Below are 23,504 nucleotides of genomic sequence, written 5' to 3'. Positions count from 1 at the left end.
GTTAAACTAGTCAGATAACTAGTTTGATGGGTGGTTGCAATGAAAACCTGGCCTGTGCAGGACGCCAAGGCGCGTTTCAGTGAGTTTCTCGAGGCCTCTCTCGTCGAAGGGCCGCAAATGGTGACGAAGCGTGGAGCCGAGGTGGCCGTGCTTGTTCCTGCAGCTGAATGGCGGCGCTTGCACGCCACGGCAAAGCCATCTCTCAAGGACCTGCTGCTCTCGACGGAAGCACGCACCGAATTCCTGGTTCCGCAGCGGGGTGCCGCACGCAGGCGCCGCATCACGCCAATGCGCTGAGGCCGGTATGTATCTGCTGGACACGAACGTCATTTCCGAACTTCGCAGGCCTCGTCCGCACGGCGCGATCGTCGCGTGGCTCACGCCCATTGTGGACAGCGATCTTCATCTCTCGGCGGTGACGCTAGGAGAGATCCAGGCCGGCATCGAACTCACACGCGAGCAAGACGCCGCCAAGGCCAGCGAGATCGAGCAATGGGCCGCATTGGTTGCAGCTTCCTACAACGTTCTCCCCATGGATGCAGAAACCTTCAGGCTCTGGGCGAAGCTGATGCATCGCAGTTCGAACACGCTGTATGAAGACGCGATGATTGCCGCCACTGCAAGGCAGCATGCGCTGACCGTAGTGACCCGCAACGTGAGCGATTTCGCAGGGTTTGGCGTCGAGGTGCTCAACCCCTTCGAGCACACACAGGCATGAAAGCCCTGCGCATCTACGCCGGCCCCGCGGCCCGCAAGCACATCGAACAGCACGGCCTGCGTCCGCAGGACGTGCGCACCATCCCCGGCGCGGCCGGCGGCCCCAAGGGGTTGATCCTCGGTGCGCTCGACCGCTTCATCTTCGGCCGCTGGCTCACGCAGTCGAGCCAGCAGGTGCATCTGGTGGGCGCCTCCATCGGCGCATGGCGGCTGTCGACGGCCTGCCTGGCCGACCCTGACGCCGCCTTCGAACGCTTCGAGCACGACTACGTGCACCAGCAGTTCGAAGTGCCGCCGGGGCAGAAGCGGCTCAGCCCGAGCCAGCTCAGCGAGCGTTTCGCCGAAAGCCTCGAAGCCTTCTACGGCGGGCGCATCGGCGAAGTGCTGAGCCATCCGCGCTATCGCCTGCACGTGGTGACATCGCGCGGGCGCCACATCCTTGGGCGCGAGGGCAGGGCGCGCACGCCGGTCGGCTACCTGGGCGCCTTTGCCACCAACAGCTTGCACCGCAAGAGCCTGGGCGCGTGGCTGGAGCGCTGCGTGTTTTCCACGCCCGGCGCGGCCTTGCCCTTCGGCACGCGCGACTTCCGCACGCGCCAGCATGCGTTGAGCGAGGCCAACTTCAACATGGTGCTGCAGGCCTCGTGTTCCATTCCGTTTCTGCTGGCGGCGGTGCATGACATTCCGGGCGCGCCGCGCGGTGCCTACTGGGACGGCGGCATCACCGACTACCACCTGCACCTCGACTACCAGCCGGCCGATGAGGGCATCGTGCTGTACCCGCACTTCCAGCAGGCGGTGGTGCCGGGCTGGCTCGACAAGGGCCTGCGCTGGCGCCACAAGGCCAGCGGCTTCCTCGACCGCATGGTGGTGCTCGCGCCCGACCCCGAATGGGTGCGGTCGCTGCCCAACGGCAAGCTGCCCGATCGCAAGGACTTCGTCCACTTCGCCAACGACGCGCAGGCCCGCATCTCCGCCTGGGGCCGGGCCACGCGGGAGGCGCAGCGGCTGTCAGACGAATTCGAAGGCTGGCTTCAGCGCGACGGCGTGCCCGAGACGCTGCCGCTCTGACCGAGAAGCGCCAGCGGCGCGGCGCAGTCGAGGATGTTCACTTCCACCTCATCGCCGACCTTGAGCGAGGCGCCCGCGGGCCAATGCCCTGTGCCGATCGAACGCGTGTGCACGCCGCCGTTGCGGTAGCGCACGATGGCGTAGGGCGCTGCGGCGCCGCCCTCGACGCCGCAATCATGGTCGGCCGTTTTGGCCAGATCGCCCTCGCGGCCGACGCTGACGACCTGCGCGGTCCGCCAGCCGGCCGAGTGATCGAACGAGTGCGCATCGAAGGCGGTGCAGCCACCGAGCGTCAATGCCCACAGAGCGACCATGCGACGCATACCTTTCATGGCACTGGCCCGACGGCCGCCGTGGCCTGGATCTCAACGCGGTATTCCGAGTCGATCAGCTTCGCCCCCACCGTGGCGCGCGCTGGCGTGTGGCCGGCAGGCACCCATTCGTCCCACACAGAGTTCATCGCGGCGTAGTCGCCCACGGTGCGCAGGTAGATCGTCACGCTGACCAGGTCCTTCTTCGTTGCGCCCTGCGTGGCGAGCATGTCGTCGATGTGGTGCAGGATCTCGCGCATCTGCCCGGTGATGTCGAGCGACGGGTTCTCGGCCACCTGGCCGGAGAGGTAGAGCAGGCGCGCGGCGCCCAGGTCGACGGTCACCATCTCGCTGAAGCGGGGGCCCATCTCGTGGCGGATGATGTTCATGGCGATGCGGGGGAATGGGAAGAAGACGAGGCGGCTAACTGCGCCGGTGGAGCAGCAGTATTCCACCAGCCGCCGCCGAGCGCCTGGAAGAGGGCCGCCGCGTCGGTCAGCCGCAGCGCGCGGGCCTGCACGAGATTTAGCAGCGCCTGCTGCTGAGCCTGCTGCGCAATGCGCAGAGACAACGCGCTGGCGTCACCAAGCCGCACCTGCGCCCGCGTGCGCGCCAGGCTCTGCGAGGCCGTGCGCTCGGCCTTCAGGGCCGCCTGCAGCATGCGGGTGTCGGCGTCGATGGCTTCGAGCGTGTTGGCGACGTCCTGGAAGGCGGCGAGCACCGTCGCTCGGTACTGCGCGGCTGCCTGGTCGAACGAGGCCCGCGCGGCGGCTTCGCGGTGCCTGAGAGCGCCGCCGTCGAAGATGGGCTGGGTCACGCTGGCCGCGACGGTCCAGAACAGCGATGACGACTTGAACAGCTCCGACAGCGTATAGGCCGACGAACCATACGAGTTCACCCCCAGCGTCACGTTCGGCAGCCGCGCGGCGACCGCTACGCCGATGGCGGCGCTGGCCGCCTGCAACTGCGCCTCGGCCGCACGCACGTCAGGCCGGTGCTCGACCAGGCTGGATGGCAGGGTCAGCGGCAGCTCCGCAGGCAGTTGCAGGGCATCGAGATCGAAATGCGCCGCCACGCCTTCGCTCGGGTAGCGGCCTGCCAGCGTGGCCAGCAGGTTGCGCTGCTGCGCAAGTTGCTTGTCGAGCGGCGGCAGCGTGGCCTCGGTGGCGGCCAGCGAAGCTTCTTGCGCATCGACGTCGGCCAGCGCCACCTGTCCCAGCGCCTGCTGCTTGCGATAGGCCTGCAGCACTTCTTTCTGCCCTACGACGATTTCCAGCGTGGCGCCTTGCTGCGCGCGCAGCGAGGCTTCGGTGATCGCGGCGGCCACCACGTTGCTGCTCAGCGTGAGCTTCGCGGCCAAGCTCTGGAAGCGCTGCAGCTCGGTCTGCGCCTGCGAGCCCTCGACCTGCCGGCGCGTAGCGCCGAACACGTCGGGCGTGTACGACACCGTTACCTGTGCGGTGTGCAGCGTGTACAGGTTCGCGTTGGAGGAAACCGGGCTCGCGACCGCGCTGGCCACGCGCTGCCGAGTGGGCGAGTAGCCCAGCGCCACGCTGGGCCAGAACGCGGCGCGATCGGCGGCTTCATTCTCCTGCGCCGCGCGCAGGGCGGCATCTGCGGCCTCGATGGTCGGGTTGCCCGCCAGGCTCTGCGTTACCAGCGCGTTCAGCGGCTCGGAGCGAAAGGCCTGCCACCACTGTGCAGGCACGTCGAGCTCGGGTGACAGGTGCGCCAATGGCACGCCTTCGGCCTCTTTGCTGGTGGGCGGCGAGGTCGTGTACTGCGTGGGCAGGTTCAGCGGCGGTCGCACATAGTCTGGCCCGACCGCGCAGCCACCCAGCAGCAGCACGATGCCGGCCGCCACGGGCGCCGCAAGGCTTGTTGTCTTCTTCATGTGTTGTGTCTCCAGCCTTCCTAACGGTCGCGGCGCGAGCGCGTGCCCCAGCCCTTGCGTTCGAACACCCGCTCCATCGCGAAATACAGCGTCGGCAGGATGAACAGCGTGAGCAGCGTCGACACCACCAGCCCGCCGACCACCACCGTCGCCAGCCCGCGCTGCACGTCGGTGCCCACGCCGGTGGCCAGCGCTGCCGGCAGCATGCCGACCGATGCCACCGTGGCCGTCATCAGCACCGGGCGCAGCCGCTCGGCCGCGCCTTCGAGCACCGAGGCTTGCAGGGCAAGCCCTTCGCCGCGCACGCGCCGGAAGTTCGCGACCATGATGATCCCGTTCTGTATGGACACGCCGAACAGCGCGATGAAGCCCACGGCAGTGGCCACGTTGAGCGTTTCGCCCGCCACGTGCACCGCGATCAGCCCGCCCAGCGTGGCCATGGGCACCACGCCCAGGATGAGTGCCACCTGCCGGATCTTGCCGAACTGGAAGAACAGCAGCACCGCCATGATGCAGACCACGATGGCCAGCGACACGCCCAGGCGGGCCTGCGCACGCTGCTGGTTCTCGAACTGGCCGGCCCATTGCAGCCTGAATTTGGCCGGGTCGAACTTCACTTCCTTCGCGATGCGGGCCCGTGCCTCATCGAGATACGAAGCCAGGTCGCGGTCGCGGTTGTCCACTCGCACGGTGATCTGCCGCTCGTTCATCTCGTGCGAGATGGTGCTTTCGCCGGTCTGCAGCCGGATGTCGGCCACCTGCGACAGCGGCACCTTCGCGCCGCTGGAGCTGTTGAGCAGCAGTGCACCGATGGCCTCGGTGTTGCCCTTGGCGCTTTTCGGCATCTTCACCGCCACGTTGTAGGTGCGGTTCTCCGCATACACCGTGATCACGGGCGCGCCGCCGATGCCGGTCTGGATCAGGCTGGCCACATCGTTCGCGTTGACGCCGAAGCGCGCCGCCGCCTCGCGGTTCAGCTCGATCACCACCTGCGGAATCGGTGGCTCCTGGAACAGCGAGGCCGAGGCCGTGCCGCGCACCGTCTCCAGCAGATCGACGATCTGATTGCCGATGCGCCGGCTTTCCTTCAGGTCGTCGCCGTAGATGCGCAGCACCAGCGGGCTGTGCGCGCCGCCCACCGAATCGTTCACGCCGTCGATGATCGGCTGGCTGATACCCACGTCGAAGCCCGGCATGCGCGCGAAGCGCTCGGTCAGCGTGCGCACGAAGGCGGCCTTGTTCACCCCGGCCGGCCACTCGCTGTAGGGCTTGAGGCCCACGGGCACCTCCATGTGCGAAGGCGTCCACGGATCGGTGCCGTCGTCGTTGCGGCCCAGCTGCGTCACCACGTACGACACCTCCGGGTATTCGAGCAGCACATGCCGCAGTTCGGTGGCCATCTCGCTGGCCTTGTCGAGCGACAGGCCCGATGGCAGCTGCACCTGCAGCCACAGCGCGCCTTCGTCGATGTCTGGCAAGAACTCGCGTCCGGCCGTGGCGCCCAGCACCATCACCGCGGCCAGCGCCAGCGCGCTCAGGCCGTAGGCGATGGCGGGCACGTCCAGCAGCTTCGCCAGCACGCGGCGGTATGCGCGCGTGAGCCACTCCAGCGGCTTGTTGACGAAGGGCTTGCTCGGCTTGCGCAGCGCCACGTAGGCCAGGCTGGGAATGAGCGTCAGCGCGCAGAGCAGGGCACCCACCAGCGCGTAGCCGACCGTGAAGGCCATCGGCTTGAACAGCTTGCCCTCGGCCCGCTCGAAGGCGAACAGCGGAAAGTACGCGGTGATGATGATCAGCGTGGCGAAGAAGATCGGCCCCGACACGTGACTTACGGTTTCGAGGATGTTTCCCTCGGTGAGCGTGGCTTCGGGTTCTTCCTCGCGCCGCCGCAATATCGCTTCCATCACCACGATGGCCCCGTCCACGATGATGCCGAAGTCGATCGCGCCCAGCGAGAACAGGTTGGCCGGCATGCGGGTGAAGTGCATCACGATGAACACCGTGACCAGCGACATCGGAATGGCCACCGCCGCCACCACCGCGCTGCGCGGGCTGCCCAGGAAAAGAATGAGCACGAAGCACACCAGCGCCATGCCTTCGAGCACCGTGTGCGTCACCTTGTCGACGGTGAGCTTCACCAGGTCGTCGCGGTCGATATAGGGCACGATCTTCACGCCCATGGGCGCGAGCTCGGCCTGCAGTTCGTCGATCTTGGCGTGCACGCCTTCGAGCACGCGAGACGGGTTCTCGTACTTGAGCATCAGCACGATGCCCTCGATGGTGTCCGGGTTGGTGTCCTTGCCCAGGATGCCGCCGCGCTCCTGGTGGCCGAACTGCAGCCGCCCCAGGTCGCGCACCAGCACAGGCGAGCCGCCGTTCTGCGCCACAACCACGGTGCCCAGGTCGTCCAGCGTGTGGATCTGGCCGATGCCGCGCACCACGTAGCTCTGGTCGCCCCGCGCGATGCGCCCGCCGCCCGCGTTGGCGCTGTTGTTGTTGATGGCTGTGACCACGTCGTTCAGCACCAGCCCGTACTTCTGCAGGCGCGCCGGATCGAGCTCCAGCTGAAATTCGCGCGTGAAGCCGCCGAAGTTGTTGATGTCCACCACGCCCGCCACCTGCTTGAGCGCGGGAATCACCTTCCAGCGCTGCAGCTCCGACAGCTCCATCAGGTTCTTCGTGTCCGATTCGAGCGTGTAGCGGTAGATCTCGCCGGCCGGCCCCGCAACGGGGCCCAGGCCCGGCTGCGCGCCCGAAGGCAGGCTGACCTGCCCGATGCGCTCGGTCACGCGCTGGCGCGCGAAGTAGTCGTCGGTGCCATCCTTGAAGCTCAGGTTGATGAGCGACAGCCCGAAGGTGCTGCTCGAGCGGATCGAGGCCAGCCCCGGCGTGTTGCTCAGTGCGCGCTCCAGCGGCGTGGTGATCTGCTGCTCGATTTCCTCGGCGGCCAGGCCGTTGACCTGCGTCGTTACCTGCACGGTCACGTCGCCGAGATCGGGGTAGGCCTCGACGGTCATCTGCGTCCACGACCAGGCGCCGAACAGCACCAGCGCCACCGACATCGCCCAGGCCAGATGCCTGCGGCGAAAGAACTGGGTGATGACGAGATTAATCATTCAGCAACACACCGCCACGCACCACCACGCGCTCGCCCGCGGACAGGCCGCTGCGGATGCGGACCTTGTCGCCGTCCTCGCGGCCCAGCTCGACCATGCGCCGCACGAAGGTCCAGGGCTCGGCCTCGACGAACACGCTCACGCTGTCGTTGTTCATCAAGAGCGCCGAGGCCGGCACCTGCGGCTGCGCGCCCTGCGGCACGCCCAGCACGGCCGTCGCGTACATGTTGGGCTTGAAGATGCCCTCGGGGTTGGCGAACACGATGCGCGCGCGGGCGCGGCGCGTGTCGGCGTCGAGCACCGCGCTCACGAAGCCGACCTTGCCGCTGAAGCTGCGGCCCGGGTAAGCGGCCAGAGTGACGACCGCGTTCTGCCCCGGGGTGACCGCACCCACGACGTTCTCGGGCACGTTGACCGTGACCCAGACCGAGTCGAGGTTCGACACCGTCATCAGCGCCGCATTGGCGTCGTTCAGGTTGGCGCCAGCGGCGGCATTCAGCGCCGTGACCGTGCCGGCCATGGGCGCGACGATCTTCAGCACCTGGCCGGCTTGCCCGCCGCTGCCTTCAGCGCCCAGGCTGCGCAGGCGCGTTTCGCTGCGGTGCAGCTCTGCCGTCTGTTGCGCGACGCTGCTCTGGGCCGCCTCCACGTCTTTCGCGGCGTTGGAACCGGCCTCGTTCACGCCGCGTGCCCGCACCAGCGCGCGCTGCGCCAGGTCGAGCGCGTCGCGGGCCTTCTGCGCGTCGGCCACGGCCTGCGCGAGATCGGGCGAGGCCATCGTGGCGAGCACCTGGCCGCGCTTGACCGTGTCGCCCAGGCGCACCTTCAGTTCGAGCAGCTTGCCGGTCAGAGGGGGAAGAATGTTGACGGTGCCGGCCGGGTTGGCCTCCACCGTGGCGGGCAGGCTTACTTCGTGCGGCAGGGCGTCCTGGCCGACCGTGGCGACCAGCAGGCGCTCGCGCAGCGGCGAGCCGGCGGGCACGCTCAGGCGGTTGCCCTGGCGCACGAGCATCGGCGCGGGTGCGGCTGCCACGGCGGTGGCGGCATGGGCGGTGTTGTCGAAGGAGTCGACGCACAGCGCCGCGCAGGTCAGTACGCCGAACACGATGCGTGCCGGCGTCATCTGGTACAGGGATTTCTTTTTCATCTTCATCGTCGCAATGCGTCCGTTGCGAGGACGGGCGCGCTGCGCACGGGGTGCCTTCCCCATGCCCTCGATCCGCTCCCGTCTCCTCTCGGCGAGGGTACGAAAGGGCGACTTAAGAAGTTCTCAAGAAATCCTGAAGATGTCTTAAGGATTGGCCCTTGCGCACCCCTGCGGCCTGCAGTCAGGAAGCCCGGGCATGATTCGCGCCATGAGAATTCTGTTGATCGAAGACGACCGCAAGGCCGCCAGGCTGTTGGCCCGCGGCCTGCAGGAAGAGGGCTTTGTCGTCGACGTCGTGCACACGGCGGAGGAGGGCGATGAAGAAGCCTTCGTCGTCGCCTACGACCTGATCGTGCTCGACTGGATGCTGCCCGGAAAGGACGGCCTCACGCTGTGCCGCGACCTGCGCCAGCGCGGCTGCAAGACGCCCGTGCTCATGCTCACCGCCCGCGATGCGCTCAGCGACCGCGTGGCCGGCCTCAATACCGGCGCCGACGACTACCTGACCAAGCCCTTTGCCTTCGACGAACTGCTGGCCCGCGTGCGCGCGCTGCTGCGCCGCTCCGAGATCATGCGGCCCGTGGTGCTCGCGCTGGCCGACCTGAGCCTCGACCCGCAGAGCCAGCGCGTGCTGCGCGGCGGCATGGTGCTGGACCTGACGCACAAGGAGTTCGCGATCCTGCAGATACTGCTGCGCCATGCCGGCGAGGTGGTGAGCCGGTCGCGCCTGGCGGAGCAGGTGTGGAAGGACGACCTGATCGCCATCGACAACCTCATCGACGTGCACATCAGCAACCTGCGCCGCAAGGTCGACGCGCCGCCGGCCGCGCCGTTGATACAGACCGTGCGCGGGCGCGGCTTCAGGCTGGCACTGGCCGACGACGGCGTGGTTGGACATGCTTAGTTTCCGCAAGCGGCTGGCGCTGGCACACGTCAGCGTGATCGTGGTGGTGATGGCGATCGCCGCCTTCGGCTCGTACCTCGTGTTCGCGCGCAACGTGCACCGCGAGCTCGATGCCGCGCTGCTCGCGCTGGCCGAGACCGAAATGGGCATGCTGCTGTCCGCCGGCGAGGGCGACACCGTGATCGTGCACGAGGCCCCGCCCGGCCCCGGCGCGCCTTCGTTCGTGCGACTCGACCGGCTGGTGCAGATCGTCGACGCCGAGGGCCGCGTGCTGGCGCGCAGCAGCAACCTCGGCGAGGCGCAGTTGCCCATTCCGCCCGCGCTGCGCGAGCGGCTCGCGGCGGGCGAGACCGTGTTCGAAACACTCGACGGATTCGGCGAGGAACCGACGCGCATGGTCTCGGTGCCCGTGCCGGGGCGCGGCTCTTCCTTGTTGGCAGTGCAGGTGGCCGGCTCGCTGGACGACGTGAACCGCACGGTGGCGATGGCCAGCGTGCTGTTCCTGATCCTCGGCGGAGCGCTGCTGCTGGCGCTGGGGGCGGCGGGCGCATTGATCACCCGGCGCGCCTTCGGTGCCATCGACGATGTGGTGCAGCAGGCGCATCGCATCGGTGACGCGAACCTGGGCGAGCGCCTGCCGCACCCCGGAACGAACGACGAGATCGGCCGGCTGGTCGACACGCTCAACGCCATGCTGGCGCGCATCGAGCAAGGCATGGAGGCGCAGCGGCGATTCACGGCGGATGCGTCGCACGAGCTGCGCTCGCCGCTGTCGCGGTTGCGCACCGAGCTTGAACTCGCTTTGCGCAGGCCGCGCGAACCGGCGGCCTATGTGGAGACGCTGCATTCCTCGCTCGAAGAAGTCGAATCGCTCACGCTGCTGGTCGAAGAGCTGCTGGTGCTGGCCCGGCTCGACGCGGGCCAGGAGCGCGACGCGGCCGAGACGGTGTCGCTGAACGTGCTGGCGGAAGAGGCCGTGCGCCGGTTGGAGCCGATGGCGCGCGAGCGGCGGCTGGAGATTTCATTGGAGTCTGCGCCGCCCGTGGCTGCGCGGGTGGCACGCGGCGCGGCGAGCCTGGCTCTGGCCAATCTGCTCGACAACGCGCTCAAGTTCTCGCCGGCGGGCACCACGGTGCGCGTGAGCCTGCGTGCGGACGTGGAGGCGAATGAAGCCGTCCTGAGTGTGGCGAACAGTGGGCCGGGCATTCGCGGAGACGAACTGCCGCATCTGTTCGAGCGCTTCTATCGCGGTGCCACGGCGCGGTCGGACGAGAAGACGCCTGGGCTTGGATTGGGGCTGGCGCTGTCGCAGGCCGTGGTGCATGCGCATGGCGGGCGGATCGAGGCGGCGAACGAAGCGGGCGGCGGGGCGCGCTTCGATATGCGGTTGCCGCTGGCGCGGTGAGGCTGACCCGCCGGGCAAACCCTGACCGTGCCGGCGTGCGGCGCTTCGAGAATGGCCCGGTCCATTCATTCCAAAGCAACGCCGCCACCATGCCCCACGCCACGCTGTCTCGCCGCCGGTTCACGCTCGCTACCGCCGCCGCAAGCCTAGCCTTGCCATCGTTCGCGCAGAGCGCATGGCCGACCAAGCCGATCCGCATCATCGTGCCCTATACGCCCGGCGGATTCACCGACCAGATGGCGCGGCTGGTGCAGATCGGGCTGCAGACGAAGCTCGGTCAGCCGGTGCTGATCGACAACAAGCCCGGCGCCAACAGCCTGATAGGCGTCGATGCCATCGCCAAGGCGGCGCCCGACGGCACGACCTTCGGCGTCGTCATCGCCGCCTACGCGGCCAACACCACGCTGTACCCCAAGCTGCCCTACGACCCGCGAAAGGATTTGACGGGCGTGTCGCTGATGGGTGTGTCGCCGCTGCTGGCCGCGGTGAATGTCGATGCGCCTTTCAAGACCGCGCGCGAGCTCATCGACTATGCGCGCGCCAACCCGGGCAAGGTGAGCTTCGGCTCATCGGGCAACGGCTCGGCCGCGCACCTCACCACCGAGCTGTGGAAGTCGCTGACGCAGACTTTCATGATCCACATCCCGTACCGGGGCGCGGTGCCGGCGCTGACCGACCTGATGGGCGGGCAGATCCAGCTTTTCTTCGATGCGCCCACGGGGCTCATCAATCAGGCCAAGGCAGGCAAGGTGCGACTGATTGGCGTGGCGGGCGACAAGCGACTGGCGGCGGCGCCCGAGGTGCCGACCTTCATCGAGCAGGGCTTCGCGGGCTTCACCGGCAGCACCTGGGCCGGCATGCTTGCACCGGCCGCTACGCCGCGCGATGTAGTCAAGCGTATGTCGGAGGAGGTGGCGCGCATCATCAGGAGCGACGAGACGCGCGCGAAGCTCGACGCGATGGGCACCATTCCGGCGGGCAGCACGCCCGAGGAATTCGACGCCTTCATCACCGCGGAAACCGCCAAGTGGGGCAAGGTCATCCGCACTGCGGGGGTGAAGGCGGAATAACGAACGGCCTCAGGCCGCGAGCATCAGCACCTTGCACTGGCTCGGCACGATGCGCATGCCCAGCGCGTTGCTGCGGTTCTGTACCGAGAGGCTCGTCATGCGCGTGGCCGGGCTGCCCTTCAGCAGCACGGTGAACGAGCCGGTGATGTGGCGCGAAGGCCCCATCACCGAAGGCGAGATCACACCCAGCGTCACGCCGGGGTTGTCGCCGTTGGTGAGCGGCGTGACGGTCGCCAGGTTGTGCGCCGGCGCGAACATGAAGAGGATGTTCCACGCATTGGGAATCGCGGTCGGGCCGAGCGCGAAATTGGGGTAGGGGATGGGAATGGCCGGCGGCGTCTTGCACACGTCGGGAAAGGCCAGGTCCATGCCCATCATCTGGCAGTTTGCAAACATGCTGTCGGCTCCTTGTGTTTCCGGGCTCAGCCCATGTGGATCTGCTTGGCGTCGACCTTCACGACCGCCTGCGCCGTGAGCACCGTCTGCGTTGCGTGAATGCGGGCGAGGTCGGTGGCTTCGTAGTCGAGCTGGCCGCAACGCACCTGCTCCGTCTGCTCGGTCATGCGGAAGGCTGTGCGGCTGATGTGCACCAGGCGGTCCATCACGGTCTCGCACAGCCGGCCGACGACATGAATACTTGCGGCCATGGCCTTGACGGCGTTGCCGACGTAGTTCAGCCGGTCTACCTTGCAGTCGGCTTCGGTCGCGGTCAGGGCGAAACGCTCGCTGCTGACTTCCACCGCCTTGGCGGATTGCAGCCGTATGGCTTCGCTGCTCTCGATGTGCACGCCGCCCGCGGGCGTGGCCAGCGTGAGGCGGCCCTTCGTCTCGATGTGCGCGGTGGTGTCGTCGGCCTGGTCGATCACGGCGATCAGGTACACGTGGTAGCGGTCGGGCCCGGCAATCAGCACCGTGTCGCCGAGTTCGGGGCGCAGGAGGCAGCTGGCGGCGCGGCGGCATTGCCAGGCACCGTCGTCGCATTCCACGCGGTACAGCGATCCTTCTGGCAGGTGCTCGACCACCTTGCCCAGGCGCTGCACGGGCGCGTCATCCGTGCCGGCCTGGGGACTGCGCAATGCTGCGATGCTCATGGGGTTTCGCCTTTCGTGAATGGGATGGAAGATGCATTCCGCTGCGCGGACCAGCGTTCCGCCTCGAACAGGTCGGGGTCGTTGGGCAGCACGCCGGCATGGCCGCGCAGGGTTGCGGGAACGTCGCGTGCGCCATGCAACTGGGTGCGGAAGAGCCGGGCATCGAAGTTCGCGCCTTCCAGTGCAGCCCCGGAAAAATCCGCGTAGGTGAGGTCCGCGCCGGCAAAGCTGGTGCCGGTGCAATCGGCCCGATGGAAGATGCACTGCTGCATGCTGGCCTCGCCGAAATCGGCAGCCGCGAGCTTCGCGTCGATCCACAGGCTCTGGTCGAAATGCGCGCCGCGTGCAACGACCCGGCTCAGGTCGGCTTCGGGAAACAGCGCCTGCGGTGCATGAACGTTGCGCAGCACCGCATCGCGCAGCACGGCGCCCTTGAAGTTGCACTGCGCCATGTGGGCGCCCTCGAAGTTGCAGCCTTCGAGATCAGCGTCGGTGAACTGGCACAGCTGGAAGTGGTGGTTCGAAAAATCGTGCCCGGCAAGGCGCGACTCGACGAAGACGACGCGCTCGAAGCGTGCCCCCGCCAGCGCGGTCTCGCGCAGGTCGACCTGATAGAACACGGCCCGGTCGAGCTGTGCCTGCGACAGGTCGGCACCATCCAGCGGCGACTTGAAGAACAAGGTCCTGTCCAGCAGGCCCGCCGCAAAGCGGCTGCGCGAGAGGGCGCTTTCCATGAACTTGGTGTCTGCCACGCTGGCCCGCGAAAAGTCGCTGCCTGGCAACTGGCAACGATGGAACACCGCATCGTCCAGCACGGCGCCCGTCAGGTTCGCCGACGGAAGCGTGCATTGCGAGAAGGCGGCTTTCTTGAGCTGTGCATCATTCAGCTGCACGCCGTTGAGCGTGCAGCGGTCGAATTGGGCTTCTTCGAAGTGCGTGCCGATGCAGCTCACGCCGTCGAAGTCGACTTCCAGGAACACGCCTCCGGAGAGATCCATTCCGTCAAGGCGCCAGCCTCTGCAGCTTCGCTCCCTGATCGGTTCGCCGCGCTGCACCATGGATTGCATTCGGTGCGGCGTCATGCGGCCGCGGCTTCCTGGCGCGCAGGGTAGACCTTGGCTAGGTGCGTGTAGGCGCCGTCGAGCAGCGTGGTGTCGTCCATGAGGCTCTGGGACACGTCCGCGCGAAAGAGGTTGGCGCCGCGCAGGTCGCTGCCGCGCAGGTCGGCCTTCTGGAAGCTCGCGTCGATCAGGTCGGCGTTCAGCAGGCTGGCATGCCGCAGGTCGGTGCGCACGAAGCGTGAATCGCGTGCGTTGGCGCGAGAGAGATCGGCCCGAGACAAGTCGCATGCGGAGAAGTCGCTGTTCTCGAGCCGCGCGTCGCTGAAATCGGCTTGCGACAAGGCGACCTCGCGCAGGCTGCATTCGCGCAGGTGCGCGCCCTGGAACGTTGCCTCGCGAAAACTGCTGGTGCCGACGACGCAGGTGGTGCGCAGGCTCGCACGCGTGAAATCCATCTGCCCATCGGCCTGCACGTCGACGAACACGCTGCTCTCGAGTCGGGCGGCCACGAAGCCGATTGCGCCGGGCTTGCAGCTCACGAGATGCAGCTTGAACAACACGGCCTCTTCGAAGTCGAGCTGCTCCAGCCGCACCTTCTCGAGAAACATGACCACCTTGAGGCTGGCTCCGTGAAAGCGGCAGCGCACGAACGCGGCCTCGATGACCGTGTTGTCTTCCCATTGCGAAGCGCTGAAGTCGCAGTCTTCGCAGAGGATGTTTTCCAGCACCGTGTTACGTAGATGGGCGCCCGTGAACACGGTCTGCCTGCATTGAGCGAAACCCAGGTTGGCGTTGTCCAGCCGCGTGCCGCGCAGCGAAGCACCGTCGAGGCAGGCACGCGCGAGCACGGCACGGGAAAAGTCGGCGTTGTCGAGTTGTGCGCCGCGCAGGTCGGCGCTCTCAAGCTGTGCCCCGCAGAAGCGGGCGCCACGCAGGTCCATGCCCGAGAGGTCGGCGCCGGTCAGGTCCATGTCCGAAAAATCGCGGCTGCCGGCGAGCAGCGCCGTTACCTGCTCGCGCACCTCGGCGGCGCGTGCCGGTGTCATCGGGTCGGCGGCGTCCTGGTGGTGGGCGCTGCTCAGGTACATCTTGCGTTGCGCCGCGGCAATCAATTCGCCGCGGCCCAGGAGCTCGGCGACGGGGGCCATGTCCGCTGCACGCGAGCCCGGCATTTCCGACATGGTGGCGGCCATGCTCTGGAGATGCGGCGCCATCGCCGCGGCGGGAGGCCCCTTGAGCCCGGAGCGCTCGCGGCCTTCGGTCAGCGCCAGCAATGGGCTCAGGTCCGGCTCCGTCGGGCCGGCTTCGGCGGCGCGCGTGCGAAGTGTCTCGCTCAGCTCCTGCTGCTGCGTATGCAGCTTCTGCCTGGCTTCTTCCTGCATGCGCTTGGTGCGCGCGACGAATTCGGGCAGGGCGTCCAGCGTGGGCAGGTCGTCGGCCGGGTCCTGGGGCGGAAAGTAGCGCGCGGGGTCCTGGCCGTCGCCGATCATCTGCTGGCGCATCTGCTCGCGCATCCACTCGCCGTGCTTGTGCGCATTGCGGGCCAATGGGCCGAGTGGCCGGTCTTTCAGCGATACGGTGTCGAGCCAGGGGGCAATGGCCGCTGCGGGAACCAGTTCCCGATCGCGAAAGCTGTAGAGCGCGCCGCTTTCCGGATCCAGTCGTCGATGCAGGATGCCCTGGTAATAGCTGGCCGGAAGGGCTTCGGCGCCGGCCTCTTCAAGCGCTGGCATCAGGTGGACGACGTCGGCTGCGTCGTCTTCGCGGATGTCCGCCACACCGTGGTAGATCAGCACGATGCGCTCGCGGTGCGGGAAGAACCAGGCGGTCGTCATCCGCATCGGCACGTCGGTGAAGGTGGTCTCGCCGGCCTCGGAAGCCAGCGTCAGGAAGCAGCGTGCGCGCCAGTCCGGCAGGCGGCCTGCCTGATAGGGCTTGTGCGGGTGCATGTTCCAGATTTCGTAGGGCGCGGCATCGGGAATGCGATGGGCATCGCGCCACCACTGGTCTTCGGGCGCCGCATTGAAGAGGTGCCAGTCCATGTCGCCGGAGAAGGCCGGAAAGTCTTCCTTGGCCCATTGGGCGTCGTATTCCTTGCCGATGCGGGCAAAGCGCCGGGGCCACATCACGTCGATCGCACCGAAGCCGGCGGGGGAGGGCTGCTGGTCGACACGCTGGATAGGTGCATCTGCAGACTCGACGTTCGGCAGCCGGCGCGTGCGCACGCCGTTGATCATCTCTTCCGCGGCGCCGATGCCGAGTGGGTTGTCCGCAAACGAGGCGCCGCCGTAGGCGTGCTGCCAGTCGAGCGGCATGCGCTCGAAGTCTTGCGGCGGCGTGGCGCGCTTGTCGAGCCAGTAGCGGTCGCCCGAGACGCGCAGGGTTTTTTCGAGCGTGCCGACGCGCATCTTTACCAGGCACTGGTTGCGGATCTGCTGGTGCGCGGTGTAGGCGTGGCCGGTGGCCAAAAACTCTGCGCTGCGCTTGGGCATGCCGAGATCGAGCACACCCTGCTCGCCGATTTCCTCGGCCACCAGGGGCCAGAGCTCGGCGTCCGGGTAGAGCATGGGCACGCCATCCATACCTGTCATGGCGACCACTGTCAGCCCCAGGCGCTGGCGTCGCTGCCATGGAAACGGGCGGCTCAATACGCTGAGCCGGAGAGGCTTGATGACTTTCATGAAACAGGGAATGCGCTCGGGATCAGCGGGGAATGGTCGTGGTCGACTGGCGGCGGTCGATGGCCACGGCCGTCGAATCGGCCGGGTCGATCAGCACATGAATCGTCTGGCCGGGCATGAAATTGACCACCAGCTCGCGCGCGATGCGGGTCTTGAACATCTGCTCGAGCGGTGGACGGCCAGCCAGCTCGGCGGTGCGCACGCGCAGTTCGACGTCGTTGTCGTAGGTGCCCTGTGCTAGCTCCCGCAGTGCAAGCACCTGGGCGCTGGCGGGCTGGCCTTGCTTCACCAGGCGCTCATAGCGCTGCGCTTCCTCGCGGTACGGCCTGTTGTTGCGCACGGTGTGCACGACCACGAACACCAGGAAGACAACGATCAGAACACCAGAGATTACGGGCAACCAGAATTGCATGGGCGCTAGCTGAAGATGCTCATGACCTTGGCCTGGATCGCCAGCCCGCCGCTGCGGATCTTGGCGCCTGCGGCCTTCACGTTGGCGCCCGAGGCTTCGAGGCTGAGCCCGTTGTCCTTGTTCTTGAAGGCCGAGATGTCGATCTTCACGGTTGCCAGCTGCAGGTTGAGGGCGGCGTAGATCTGCGCTCTTGCGCCCCAGACGTCGAAGGAGGTTGCCACCGCGCCGAAGCGGAAGACGCAGCCGCTGGCGCGCGCGATCCGCCAGTTGTTCTCCTGGGAGGAGCTGATGGTGTGTTGGGGCACGTTGAAGGTGACCTTCGGCGCGTTCACGATGATCTCGACGCTGACGTTCTCGGTCACCGTGCCGGTGATGTTGCGGGTCTCGCCTGCTGTGATGTTCTCCGTGCGTGGCCCCTTGGTGGTGAGCATCTCCGCGCCGTCCACCGTGGCCGTGAGGCCGCCGGTGATGGTCCATGTTGCGCCGCCAGTGGTGGTGCGGGTTTCGCCGCCCGCAATGGTTTCGCTCTGGCCGCCGGTGATGCTGCGGGTTTCTCCGCCGGAAATCGTCTCGGTGCGCCCGCCCGTCACGGTGCGTGTCTCGCCGCTGTGAATGGTCTCGTTTTCGCCGCCGTTGACCGTGCGGGTCTGCCCGCCGTTGATGGTCTCGACGCCGCCGCTGTTCACGAGCCGTTCTTCGCCGCCGTTGTAGGTGGCGGTTTCCTTGTCGGTGATGGTGGTGGTGCGCGTGCCGATGACGTCGAGCTTTTCGTTGACGTGGATGACGGAGGTGCGGTTGCCGCCCACGTCGCGCGTCTCGTCGGCTTCCACTTCCACATCGAGATTGCGCTCGGCATGCAGCAGGATCTGCTCGGCGCCCGTGCGGTCTTCGAAGCGCAGCATGTTGGCCTGGTTGGCCGCGCCGCCGGTGCTGGAGCGCGTGAGGATGCCGCTGGCCGTGGCGTTGGCGGGCAGCTCCCATGGCGGCATCTGGTCGCTGTTGTAGACGCGGCCGGTGATGATGGGGCGGTCGGGCTCGCCACCGATGAAATCGACGATCACTTCCTGGCCCACGCGCGGCATGTGCATGGTGCCGTAGTTGGCGCCGGCCCAGTTGCTCGACACCCGCACCCAGCAGGAGCTGTTTTCGTCGGACTGGCCATAGCGGTCCCAGCGGAACTGCAGCTTCACGCGGCCGAAGCGGTCGGTCCAGATTTCTTCGGGGCCGACCACGGTGGCGGTCTGCGGGCCGTTGGTGCGCGGGCGCGGCGTGTTGCGCGCGGGGCGATAGGCCACGGTCGAGGGCAGCACGGTGAAGTCGAATTCGCACACCGATTCGGTGCTGCCGCCCGTGGAGTATTCGGGCTCTTGCAGGTCGTAGCGGGTTTCGGTGACGAGGTATTCGCGGTTGTCCGATTCGCGCGGGCAGTGCGTCATCTCGAACAGGTAGCCCGGCGCCATGCCGACCACGTTGGTGTGACCCGATGCCAGCTCGTGCGCGCACTGCAGCTCCTGCAGGCGGATCTTTGCGTAGGCGTCGCCCTGCTGGTGCTCGCTGTAGCCGCCGAGCCATTCATAGACCTCGTAGGTCGAATGCTCGTGGGCCTTCGGGTCTTGTTGCACGCTTTGCAGCGAGGCGCGCGACTTCTTGAAGTCGAAGTCGTCGAGCATTACGCGGCCGGAGGTGATCTGCTCGGACACGCGCCACTGGTCGATGCAGGGCTCCATCGCATTGAGCACGCGGTCGCGCGGGCGGTAGGTAATGCTGGCGTGGCCGGGCAGCGGCTTGTAGCTGCCTGCATCGTCAGCCAGCACCAGCAGGTGCGATCCGTTGCTGTGCTCGAAGTGGTAGGCGATGCCTTCGTGCTCCATGAGGCGGCTCACGAAGGCGAAGTCGCTTTCCTGGTACTGCACGCAGTACTCCTGGGCGGAGTAGCTGCCTGTGAGGCGCTTCTCGAACTGGAAGCCGTACTTGCCCAGCACCTCGTCGAGCACCTCGGGCACGCTCTTGTTCTGGAAGATGCGGCAGTCGGTGGTGCGCGTGAGGTACCACAGCCAGGGCTGCACGAGCGCGCGGTAGATGTAGTGGCGGCCGGTTTCGTTGGCGCGGCCTACCAGCTCGAAGCGCACCACGGTGCCGTTGAGAAAACGCGGCGCGCCTTCGTCGGCGAGTTCCAGCGTGAGCGAAGTGCCGAGCAGTTGCTTCAGGTCGAGGCTGAAGCTGGTGCTGACCATGTCCACTTCGAACTCGAAGAGTTGCGAGAGGCCTTCCTGTCCCCGCATGGAGCGGAACTTGAGCTGCTCGGCGCTCAGGACGGTGTGGACTTGGACGGTACGCGGCATTCGGAACTTCCCTGACCCTTGGGCTTCTGCGGCTGAGAAACCTTCGGTGACAGTCTAGAAATTCCTTATGTCACATAAATGACGCGAGGGGCGCAGAAGGGCGCCTTTCTCCTCTGAAACAACGCGTAGAAGAAGCCCTTACATCGAGGCTTCGAGCATGGCCTTGTAGTCGTCGCGCGTGGCCAGGCGCGGGTTGGTCTTGTGGCAGTGGTCGGCCATTGCGCCGTCGATGATCTTCTCGAACAGCGCGGGCGTTACGCCCACCTCAGCCAGGCCCTTGGGCAGGCCGAGGCGTGCGTTCATGTCGCGGATCGCGTCGCCGAGATCACCGGCCGAATCGAGGTGCATGGCCTGTGCCATGCGCTGCAGGCGCTGCTCTTTCTGCACCGATTCCGCGCCCGAATTGAAGTGGATCACGGCAGGCAGGAAGAGGGCGTTGAGCGTGCCATGGTGCAGGCGCGGATCGACGCCGCCCAGGCTGTGGCTGAGCGAATGCACGCAGCCCAGGCCCTTCTGGAAGGCCATGGCGCCCTGCATCGAGGCACTCATGAGGTTCAGGCGCGCCTCGCGGTCGCTGCCGTCTTTTGTTGCGCGCTCGATGTGGCCCCAGGCGCGCTCGAGCCCGTCGAGGCCGATGCCGTCGGCCGGCGGATTGAATGCGGCCGACATGAAGGTCTCCATGCAGTGCGCAATGGCATCCATGCCGGTGGCGGCCGTGAGCCTGGGCGGCAGGCCCAGCGTGAGCTCGGGGTCGCAGATCGCGGCCTTGGGCATCAGGAACCAGCTGTGAAAGCCGAGCTTGCGATGGTCGTCGACGATGACGATGGCACCGCGAGCCACCTCGCTGCCGGTACCGCTGGTGGTGGGCACCGCAATCAGCGGCACCGCGCGATCGGTGATCTTCGGTGAGCCGCCCTCGATGGTCGCGTAGGTCTTGAGCGGGCCCTCATGCGTGGCCGCAATGGCGACGCCCTTGGCACAGTCGATGGCGGAGCCGCCGCCCACGGCGATCAGGCCGTCGCAACGGCCGCTGCGGTACAGCTCGACGGCTGCACGCACTGCGGCTTCGGTGGGGTTGGAGGGCGTCTGGTCGAACACCGAGACTTCCAGGTCGGCGATGGCGTCGAGCGCCTTCTGCAGCACGCCGGCTGCGCGTACGCCTGCATCGGTCACGATCAGCGGGCGGTTGATGCCGATGCGCGCGCATTCGCTGGACAACAGCTTGATCGCGCCGAACTCGAACTGGATCTGGGTGAGGTATTGGATGAGTGCCATGGGGATGAAGGCCTCCGGGAGTCCGGGGCAGTACGATTGCCGATCAGCCAAATCTAACAAGAGCGATCAGTCTTGCACACGAAAGAAACCCTTGCCGCTGTCGCGCCGGGAACACCTCCCGCCATACGACTTACCCCGAAGATGGCCAGCGTTGTCGAGCGCATGGCGCGCGCCGGCCACCCCACGCTCGACCAGCTCACGCCCGAGGAGGCCAAGGCTTCCTACGAAAAGGGCGCGGGCGTGCTCGAAGTGCCCAAGCCGGAGTTGGCGCGGGTGGAAGACTTCACCATTCCCGCGCGCGACGACTTCGCGATCCCGGCACGGTTGTATGCGCCATCCACCGATGTGCTGCCCGCGCTGATGTACTTTCATGGCGGCGGCTTCACCGTCGGCAATATCCGCACGCACGACACGCTGTGCCGCGTGCTGAGCGCCAAGAGCGGATGCGCGGTGGTGTCGGTGGACTACCGCCTCGCGCCCGTGCACAAGTTTCCGACGGCGTCGAACGATGCATGGGACGCCTTCGCCTTCCTGGCCCACGAGGGTAGACGCGTCGGTGTCGACACGCGGCGCCTGGCGGTAGGCGGCGACAGCGCCGGCGGCACGCTCGCGGCCGTCTGCGCGATCCTTGCGCGAGATGCCGGCCTGCCGCTCGCGCTGCAGATGCTGATCTACCCCGGCATGACAGCCCATCAGGACACGGCCTCGCACCTTCGCCACGTCAACGGCCCGCTGTTGACCAAGGCGATGATCGATTTCTTCTTCGCGCAATACGTGCGCACGCCGGCCGACCGCGACGACTGGCGCTTTGCACCGCTGCTGGCCGACGACGTCGACGGCGTGGCGCCGGCCTGGATCGGTCTGGCCGAATGCGACCCGGTGGTTGATGACGGCATTGCCTATGCCGACAAGCTGCGCGCTGCCGGCGTGGCGGTCGACCTGGAAATCTACCGGGGCGTGATCCACGAATTCATCAAGATGGGGCGCGCTATTCCCGAGGCGCTGCAGGCGCAGGAGGATGCGGCCCGGGTACTCAAAGAAGCACTGACACCATGAGCGACACAACCGCTATCCAACGCAAGGATTTCCGTTTCTTCCACCGCCTGCGCGTGCGCTGGGCCGAAGTCGATATGCAGAAGATCGTCTTCAACGCGCACTACCTGATGTACTTCGACACCGCCATCGCGGACTACTGGCGCGCGCTGGCGCTGCCGTACGAAGAAGCCATGCACGAACTCGGCGGCGACCTCTACGTGCGCAAGGCCACGATCGACTTTCGGGCCTCGGTCCGCATGGACGACGTGCTCGACGTGGGCATGCGCTGCACGCGCATCGGCAATTCGTCGATGGTGTTCGAGGGGGGGCTGTTCCGGCAGGACCAGTTCCTGGTGGGCTGCGAGCTGGTCTATGTGTTCGCCGACCCGGCCACGCAGACCTCTAAGCCGGTGCCGGCGCCGCTGCGCGAGGTGCTGACCGGTTATGAGGCCGGCGAGCGCATGAGCACCGTCGAGACGGGCGACTGGGCCACGCTGGGCGAAGGCGCGAGCGCTTTGCGGCGCGCGGTGTTCATCGAGGAGCAGAACATTCCCGAAGCGATGGAGTGGGACGAGCACGATGCCGTGGTGCTGCACGCGGTGGCGCGCAACCGCATCGGGCAGGTCATTGCCACGGGCCGGTTGCTGCCGGCCGAGAACGGCGTCTCGCACATCGGGCGCATGGCGGTGCATCGCAACCTGCGCAGCGGCGGGCACGGCGCTGCCGTGATGCAGGTGCTCGAAGAGGCCGCCAGGGCCCGCGGCGACAGTGTGGTGGCGCTGAACGCGCAGCGCAGCGCCGAGCGCTTCTATGCGCGGCTGGGCTATGTGCCGCATGGCGATGGCTTCGAAGAGGCCGGCATCCCGCATATCGAGATGCGTCGGTCTCTTCTTTCTTCTTCTCAATAGCTTCAATAGCGGCTGGGTGGGTCCGGCACGTAGCCCGGGTCCGAACCCGGGAACGGCGACGGGCCGGCCGGACGCGGCCAGCGCGGCGGAGGCGGCACTGGAATCACGCCCGCGGCGACGAGGTTCTCGCGGCTGTCGTAGCGGATGCGGACTACCTCGTCGGGAGAGGACTGCGCGCGCTCGAAGGTGGTCTTGCCTACGTACGAGGTCTCGCGGCGGCCGTGGGCGGTGCCCAGGCTCGGGCTTGGGGCTGCCTGGCGAGCCATGCTGCCCGAGGCGGATGCCTCCGCAGCGGGTGCGCTGTCTGCCGAGCCGGCCTTCGCACGCGCATCGCCTTGGTACGACGACGATGACTCGCTGCGGCGCTCGCGTTCGCCGTATTCGTCGCGGCGCGGGTATGGCGTGATGGGGGGCGGAAGCGGCTCGGGCATGCGCTCGCGGAACATTGCGACGCCGATCACGCCCACGTCGTCGGGCCGGCCGGTGCGGCTCGCGTAGGAGTTGCCGGCCGCGGCGAATTCGAAGGCCGCGATCTGCGAGTCGCTCTTGCGCCAGCCTGTGATGTCGCTGCGCTCGCTTGCGCTGAACACATAGCCGTTCTGCCCGACGCCCGCGGTTTCGCCGGTGACGACGTTGACGCCGTCCACCGACATCACGGCCATGATGCGTTCGCCCATCGCGTTGCGCGCCCGGATGGCGTAGCGCGCGCCGGGACGGCCGGCCACCCAGTATTCGCCGCGGTGGCGGTAGATCGGCAGTTCCGCGCCGGTACCGCGGTCGACCACGCTGATCTGCATCAGCGAGCCGATGCGGCTGGATGGCGTTGGCGGAGCGTAAGACCGCTCGGGGCTCTGCGCGCAGGCCGAGAACGAAGCCACGGCGCTCAGGGCCAGGGCGGTGGAGAAGAATCTGCGCTTCATGATGTGTCTTCCTTGCCAGGAGTTGATCGGTGCAGGCTTCTACGGCGCAGCATCGGCGACAGGGTTAAACAACGCGCAAAAAAATGGCGCTATCTGTTCGATAGCGCCGAGCGCCCCTTTTCTTCAAGGGCGTTGGGGGTAAGG

Annotated in this window: 21 protein-coding genes; 8 read left to right on the top strand and 13 right to left on the bottom strand. The window is 67.2% G+C overall.

The annotated features are described in order from the left end of the window. Positions 1 to 39: 39 nt before the first annotated feature. The 3 genes from ACTG4X_RS18400 to ACTG4X_RS18390 are packed head-to-tail and all read left to right on the top strand — an operon-like array spanning position 40 to position 1,788. Positions 40 to 297, top strand: coding sequence for a type II toxin-antitoxin system Phd/YefM family antitoxin (locus ACTG4X_RS18400; RefSeq protein WP_093056816.1), 258 nt, complete (start codon positions 40 to 42; stop codon positions 295 to 297). A gap of 7 nt (positions 298 to 304) precedes the next feature. Continuing rightward, positions 305 to 718 (top strand): type II toxin-antitoxin system VapC family toxin, encoded by a 414-nt coding sequence (locus ACTG4X_RS18395; RefSeq protein ID WP_440531579.1) that lies wholly within the window; start codon positions 305 to 307, stop codon positions 716 to 718. Further along, on the top strand, positions 715 to 1,788 hold the full coding sequence (locus tag ACTG4X_RS18390) for a phospholipase (protein ID WP_440531578.1): 1,074 nt from the start codon (positions 715 to 717) through the stop codon (positions 1,786 to 1,788). Before ACTG4X_RS18395 ends, ACTG4X_RS18390 begins: the two co-directional genes overlap by 4 nt. On the opposite strand, the gene ACTG4X_RS18385 is transcribed toward ACTG4X_RS18390, so the two are convergent. Genes ACTG4X_RS18385 through ACTG4X_RS18365 form a run of 5 tightly spaced genes read right to left on the bottom strand, consistent with a single transcriptional unit; the run spans position 1,752 to position 8,256 of the window. Next, positions 1,752 to 2,102 carry a hypothetical protein gene (locus tag ACTG4X_RS18385; protein ID WP_440531577.1) on the bottom strand — a complete coding sequence of 117 codons (351 nt, stop codon included), beginning with the start codon at positions 2,100 to 2,102 and terminating at the stop codon, positions 1,752 to 1,754. The two genes, ACTG4X_RS18390 and ACTG4X_RS18385, sit on opposite strands and share 37 nt — an antisense overlap. A 14-nt stretch (positions 2,103 to 2,116) precedes the next feature. Then, positions 2,117 to 2,488 carry a RidA family protein gene (locus ACTG4X_RS18380; protein ID WP_093056812.1) on the bottom strand — a complete coding sequence of 124 codons (372 nt, stop codon included), beginning with the start codon at positions 2,486 to 2,488 and terminating at the stop codon, positions 2,117 to 2,119. Then, positions 2,485 to 3,993: an efflux transporter outer membrane subunit gene (locus ACTG4X_RS18375; protein ID WP_440531576.1), complete on the bottom strand. Its 1,509-nt coding sequence runs from the start codon at positions 3,991 to 3,993 to the stop codon at positions 2,485 to 2,487. Before ACTG4X_RS18375 ends, ACTG4X_RS18380 begins: the two co-directional genes overlap by 4 nt. A 20-nt stretch (positions 3,994 to 4,013) precedes the next feature. Next, a complete protein-coding gene (locus ACTG4X_RS18370) occupies positions 4,014 to 7,109 on the bottom strand; it encodes an efflux RND transporter permease subunit (RefSeq protein ID WP_440531575.1) in 3,096 nt (1,031 codons plus the stop codon). Next, positions 7,102 to 8,256 carry an efflux RND transporter periplasmic adaptor subunit gene (locus ACTG4X_RS18365; protein WP_440531574.1) on the bottom strand — a complete coding sequence of 385 codons (1,155 nt, stop codon included), beginning with the start codon at positions 8,254 to 8,256 and terminating at the stop codon, positions 7,102 to 7,104. Before ACTG4X_RS18365 ends, ACTG4X_RS18370 begins: the two co-directional genes overlap by 8 nt. A gap of 208 nt (positions 8,257 to 8,464) precedes the next feature. Here ACTG4X_RS18365 and ACTG4X_RS18360 point away from each other — a divergent pair, with 208 nt between their 5' ends. The 3 genes from ACTG4X_RS18360 to ACTG4X_RS18350 all read left to right on the top strand — a co-directional run bounded on the left by ACTG4X_RS18360 (position 8,465) and on the right by ACTG4X_RS18350 (position 11,635). Beyond that, positions 8,465 to 9,160 carry a response regulator transcription factor gene (locus tag ACTG4X_RS18360; protein ID WP_093075196.1) on the top strand — a complete coding sequence of 232 codons (696 nt, stop codon included), beginning with the start codon at positions 8,465 to 8,467 and terminating at the stop codon, positions 9,158 to 9,160. After that, positions 9,153 to 10,565, top strand: coding sequence for a sensor histidine kinase (locus ACTG4X_RS18355; protein WP_440531573.1), 1,413 nt, complete (start codon positions 9,153 to 9,155; stop codon positions 10,563 to 10,565). The genes ACTG4X_RS18360 and ACTG4X_RS18355 overlap by 8 nt, the downstream gene beginning before the upstream one ends. Positions 10,566 to 10,654: 89 nt before the next feature. Continuing rightward, complete coding sequence (locus tag ACTG4X_RS18350) at positions 10,655 to 11,635, top strand: tripartite tricarboxylate transporter substrate binding protein (RefSeq protein WP_307614265.1); 981 nt, start codon at positions 10,655 to 10,657, stop codon at positions 11,633 to 11,635. 9 nt (positions 11,636 to 11,644) lie between these two features. Here ACTG4X_RS18350 and ACTG4X_RS18345 read toward each other — a convergent pair whose 3' ends face one another. The 7 genes from ACTG4X_RS18345 to ACTG4X_RS18315 form a co-directional block, all read right to left on the bottom strand. After that, positions 11,645 to 12,031: a DUF4150 domain-containing protein gene (locus ACTG4X_RS18345; protein ID WP_093056806.1), complete on the bottom strand. Its 387-nt coding sequence runs from the start codon at positions 12,029 to 12,031 to the stop codon at positions 11,645 to 11,647. 26 nt (positions 12,032 to 12,057) lie between these two features. Continuing rightward, on the bottom strand, positions 12,058 to 12,726 hold the full coding sequence (locus ACTG4X_RS18340; protein WP_440531572.1) for a DUF3540 domain-containing protein: 669 nt from the start codon (positions 12,724 to 12,726) through the stop codon (positions 12,058 to 12,060). Further along, the gene (locus ACTG4X_RS18335; protein ID WP_440531571.1) at positions 12,723 to 13,724 is read right to left on the bottom strand and encodes a pentapeptide repeat-containing protein; all 1,002 of its coding nucleotides are present in this window, start codon (positions 13,722 to 13,724) and stop codon (positions 12,723 to 12,725) included. Before ACTG4X_RS18335 ends, ACTG4X_RS18340 begins: the two co-directional genes overlap by 4 nt. A gap of 80 nt (positions 13,725 to 13,804) precedes the next feature. After that, positions 13,805 to 16,468 carry a DUF2169 family type VI secretion system accessory protein gene (locus ACTG4X_RS18330; protein WP_440531570.1) on the bottom strand — a complete coding sequence of 888 codons (2,664 nt, stop codon included), beginning with the start codon at positions 16,466 to 16,468 and terminating at the stop codon, positions 13,805 to 13,807. Positions 16,469 to 16,490: 22 nt separating this feature from the next. Beyond that, positions 16,491 to 16,880, bottom strand: a complete 390-nt coding sequence (locus ACTG4X_RS18325) for a DUF3592 domain-containing protein (RefSeq protein WP_307614261.1) — start codon at positions 16,878 to 16,880, stop codon at positions 16,491 to 16,493. A gap of 5 nt (positions 16,881 to 16,885) precedes the next feature. Continuing rightward, complete coding sequence (locus ACTG4X_RS18320; protein ID WP_440531569.1) at positions 16,886 to 19,222, bottom strand: type VI secretion system Vgr family protein; 2,337 nt, start codon at positions 19,220 to 19,222, stop codon at positions 16,886 to 16,888. 138 nt (positions 19,223 to 19,360) lie between these two features. Continuing rightward, the gene (locus ACTG4X_RS18315) at positions 19,361 to 20,497 is read right to left on the bottom strand and encodes an iron-containing alcohol dehydrogenase (protein ID WP_093074169.1); all 1,137 of its coding nucleotides are present in this window, start codon (positions 20,495 to 20,497) and stop codon (positions 19,361 to 19,363) included. Between the two features lie 141 nt (positions 20,498 to 20,638). Here ACTG4X_RS18315 and ACTG4X_RS18310 point away from each other — a divergent pair, with 141 nt between their 5' ends. Next, positions 20,639 to 21,553, top strand: coding sequence for an alpha/beta hydrolase (locus ACTG4X_RS18310; RefSeq protein WP_440531568.1), 915 nt, complete (start codon positions 20,639 to 20,641; stop codon positions 21,551 to 21,553). Further along, entirely contained in the window at positions 21,550 to 22,440 is an 891-nt protein-coding gene (locus ACTG4X_RS18305; protein WP_440531567.1) for a YbgC/FadM family acyl-CoA thioesterase, read from the top strand. Before ACTG4X_RS18310 ends, ACTG4X_RS18305 begins: the two co-directional genes overlap by 4 nt. 2 nt (positions 22,441 to 22,442) lie before the next feature. On the opposite strand, the gene ACTG4X_RS18300 is transcribed toward ACTG4X_RS18305, so the two are convergent. Continuing rightward, positions 22,443 to 23,360, bottom strand: coding sequence for a hypothetical protein (locus tag ACTG4X_RS18300; protein WP_093056797.1), 918 nt, complete (start codon positions 23,358 to 23,360; stop codon positions 22,443 to 22,445). Between the last annotated feature and the right edge of the window lie 144 nt (positions 23,361 to 23,504).

Origin of the sequence: Variovorax sp. YR566 (assembly GCF_051992195.1) — a bacterium.
Taxonomy (GTDB): Bacteria; Pseudomonadota; Gammaproteobacteria; order Burkholderiales; family Burkholderiaceae_C; genus Variovorax.
Note: the sequence above shows the minus strand (reverse complement) of the source record. Positions and strands in the feature narration are given on the sequence as shown.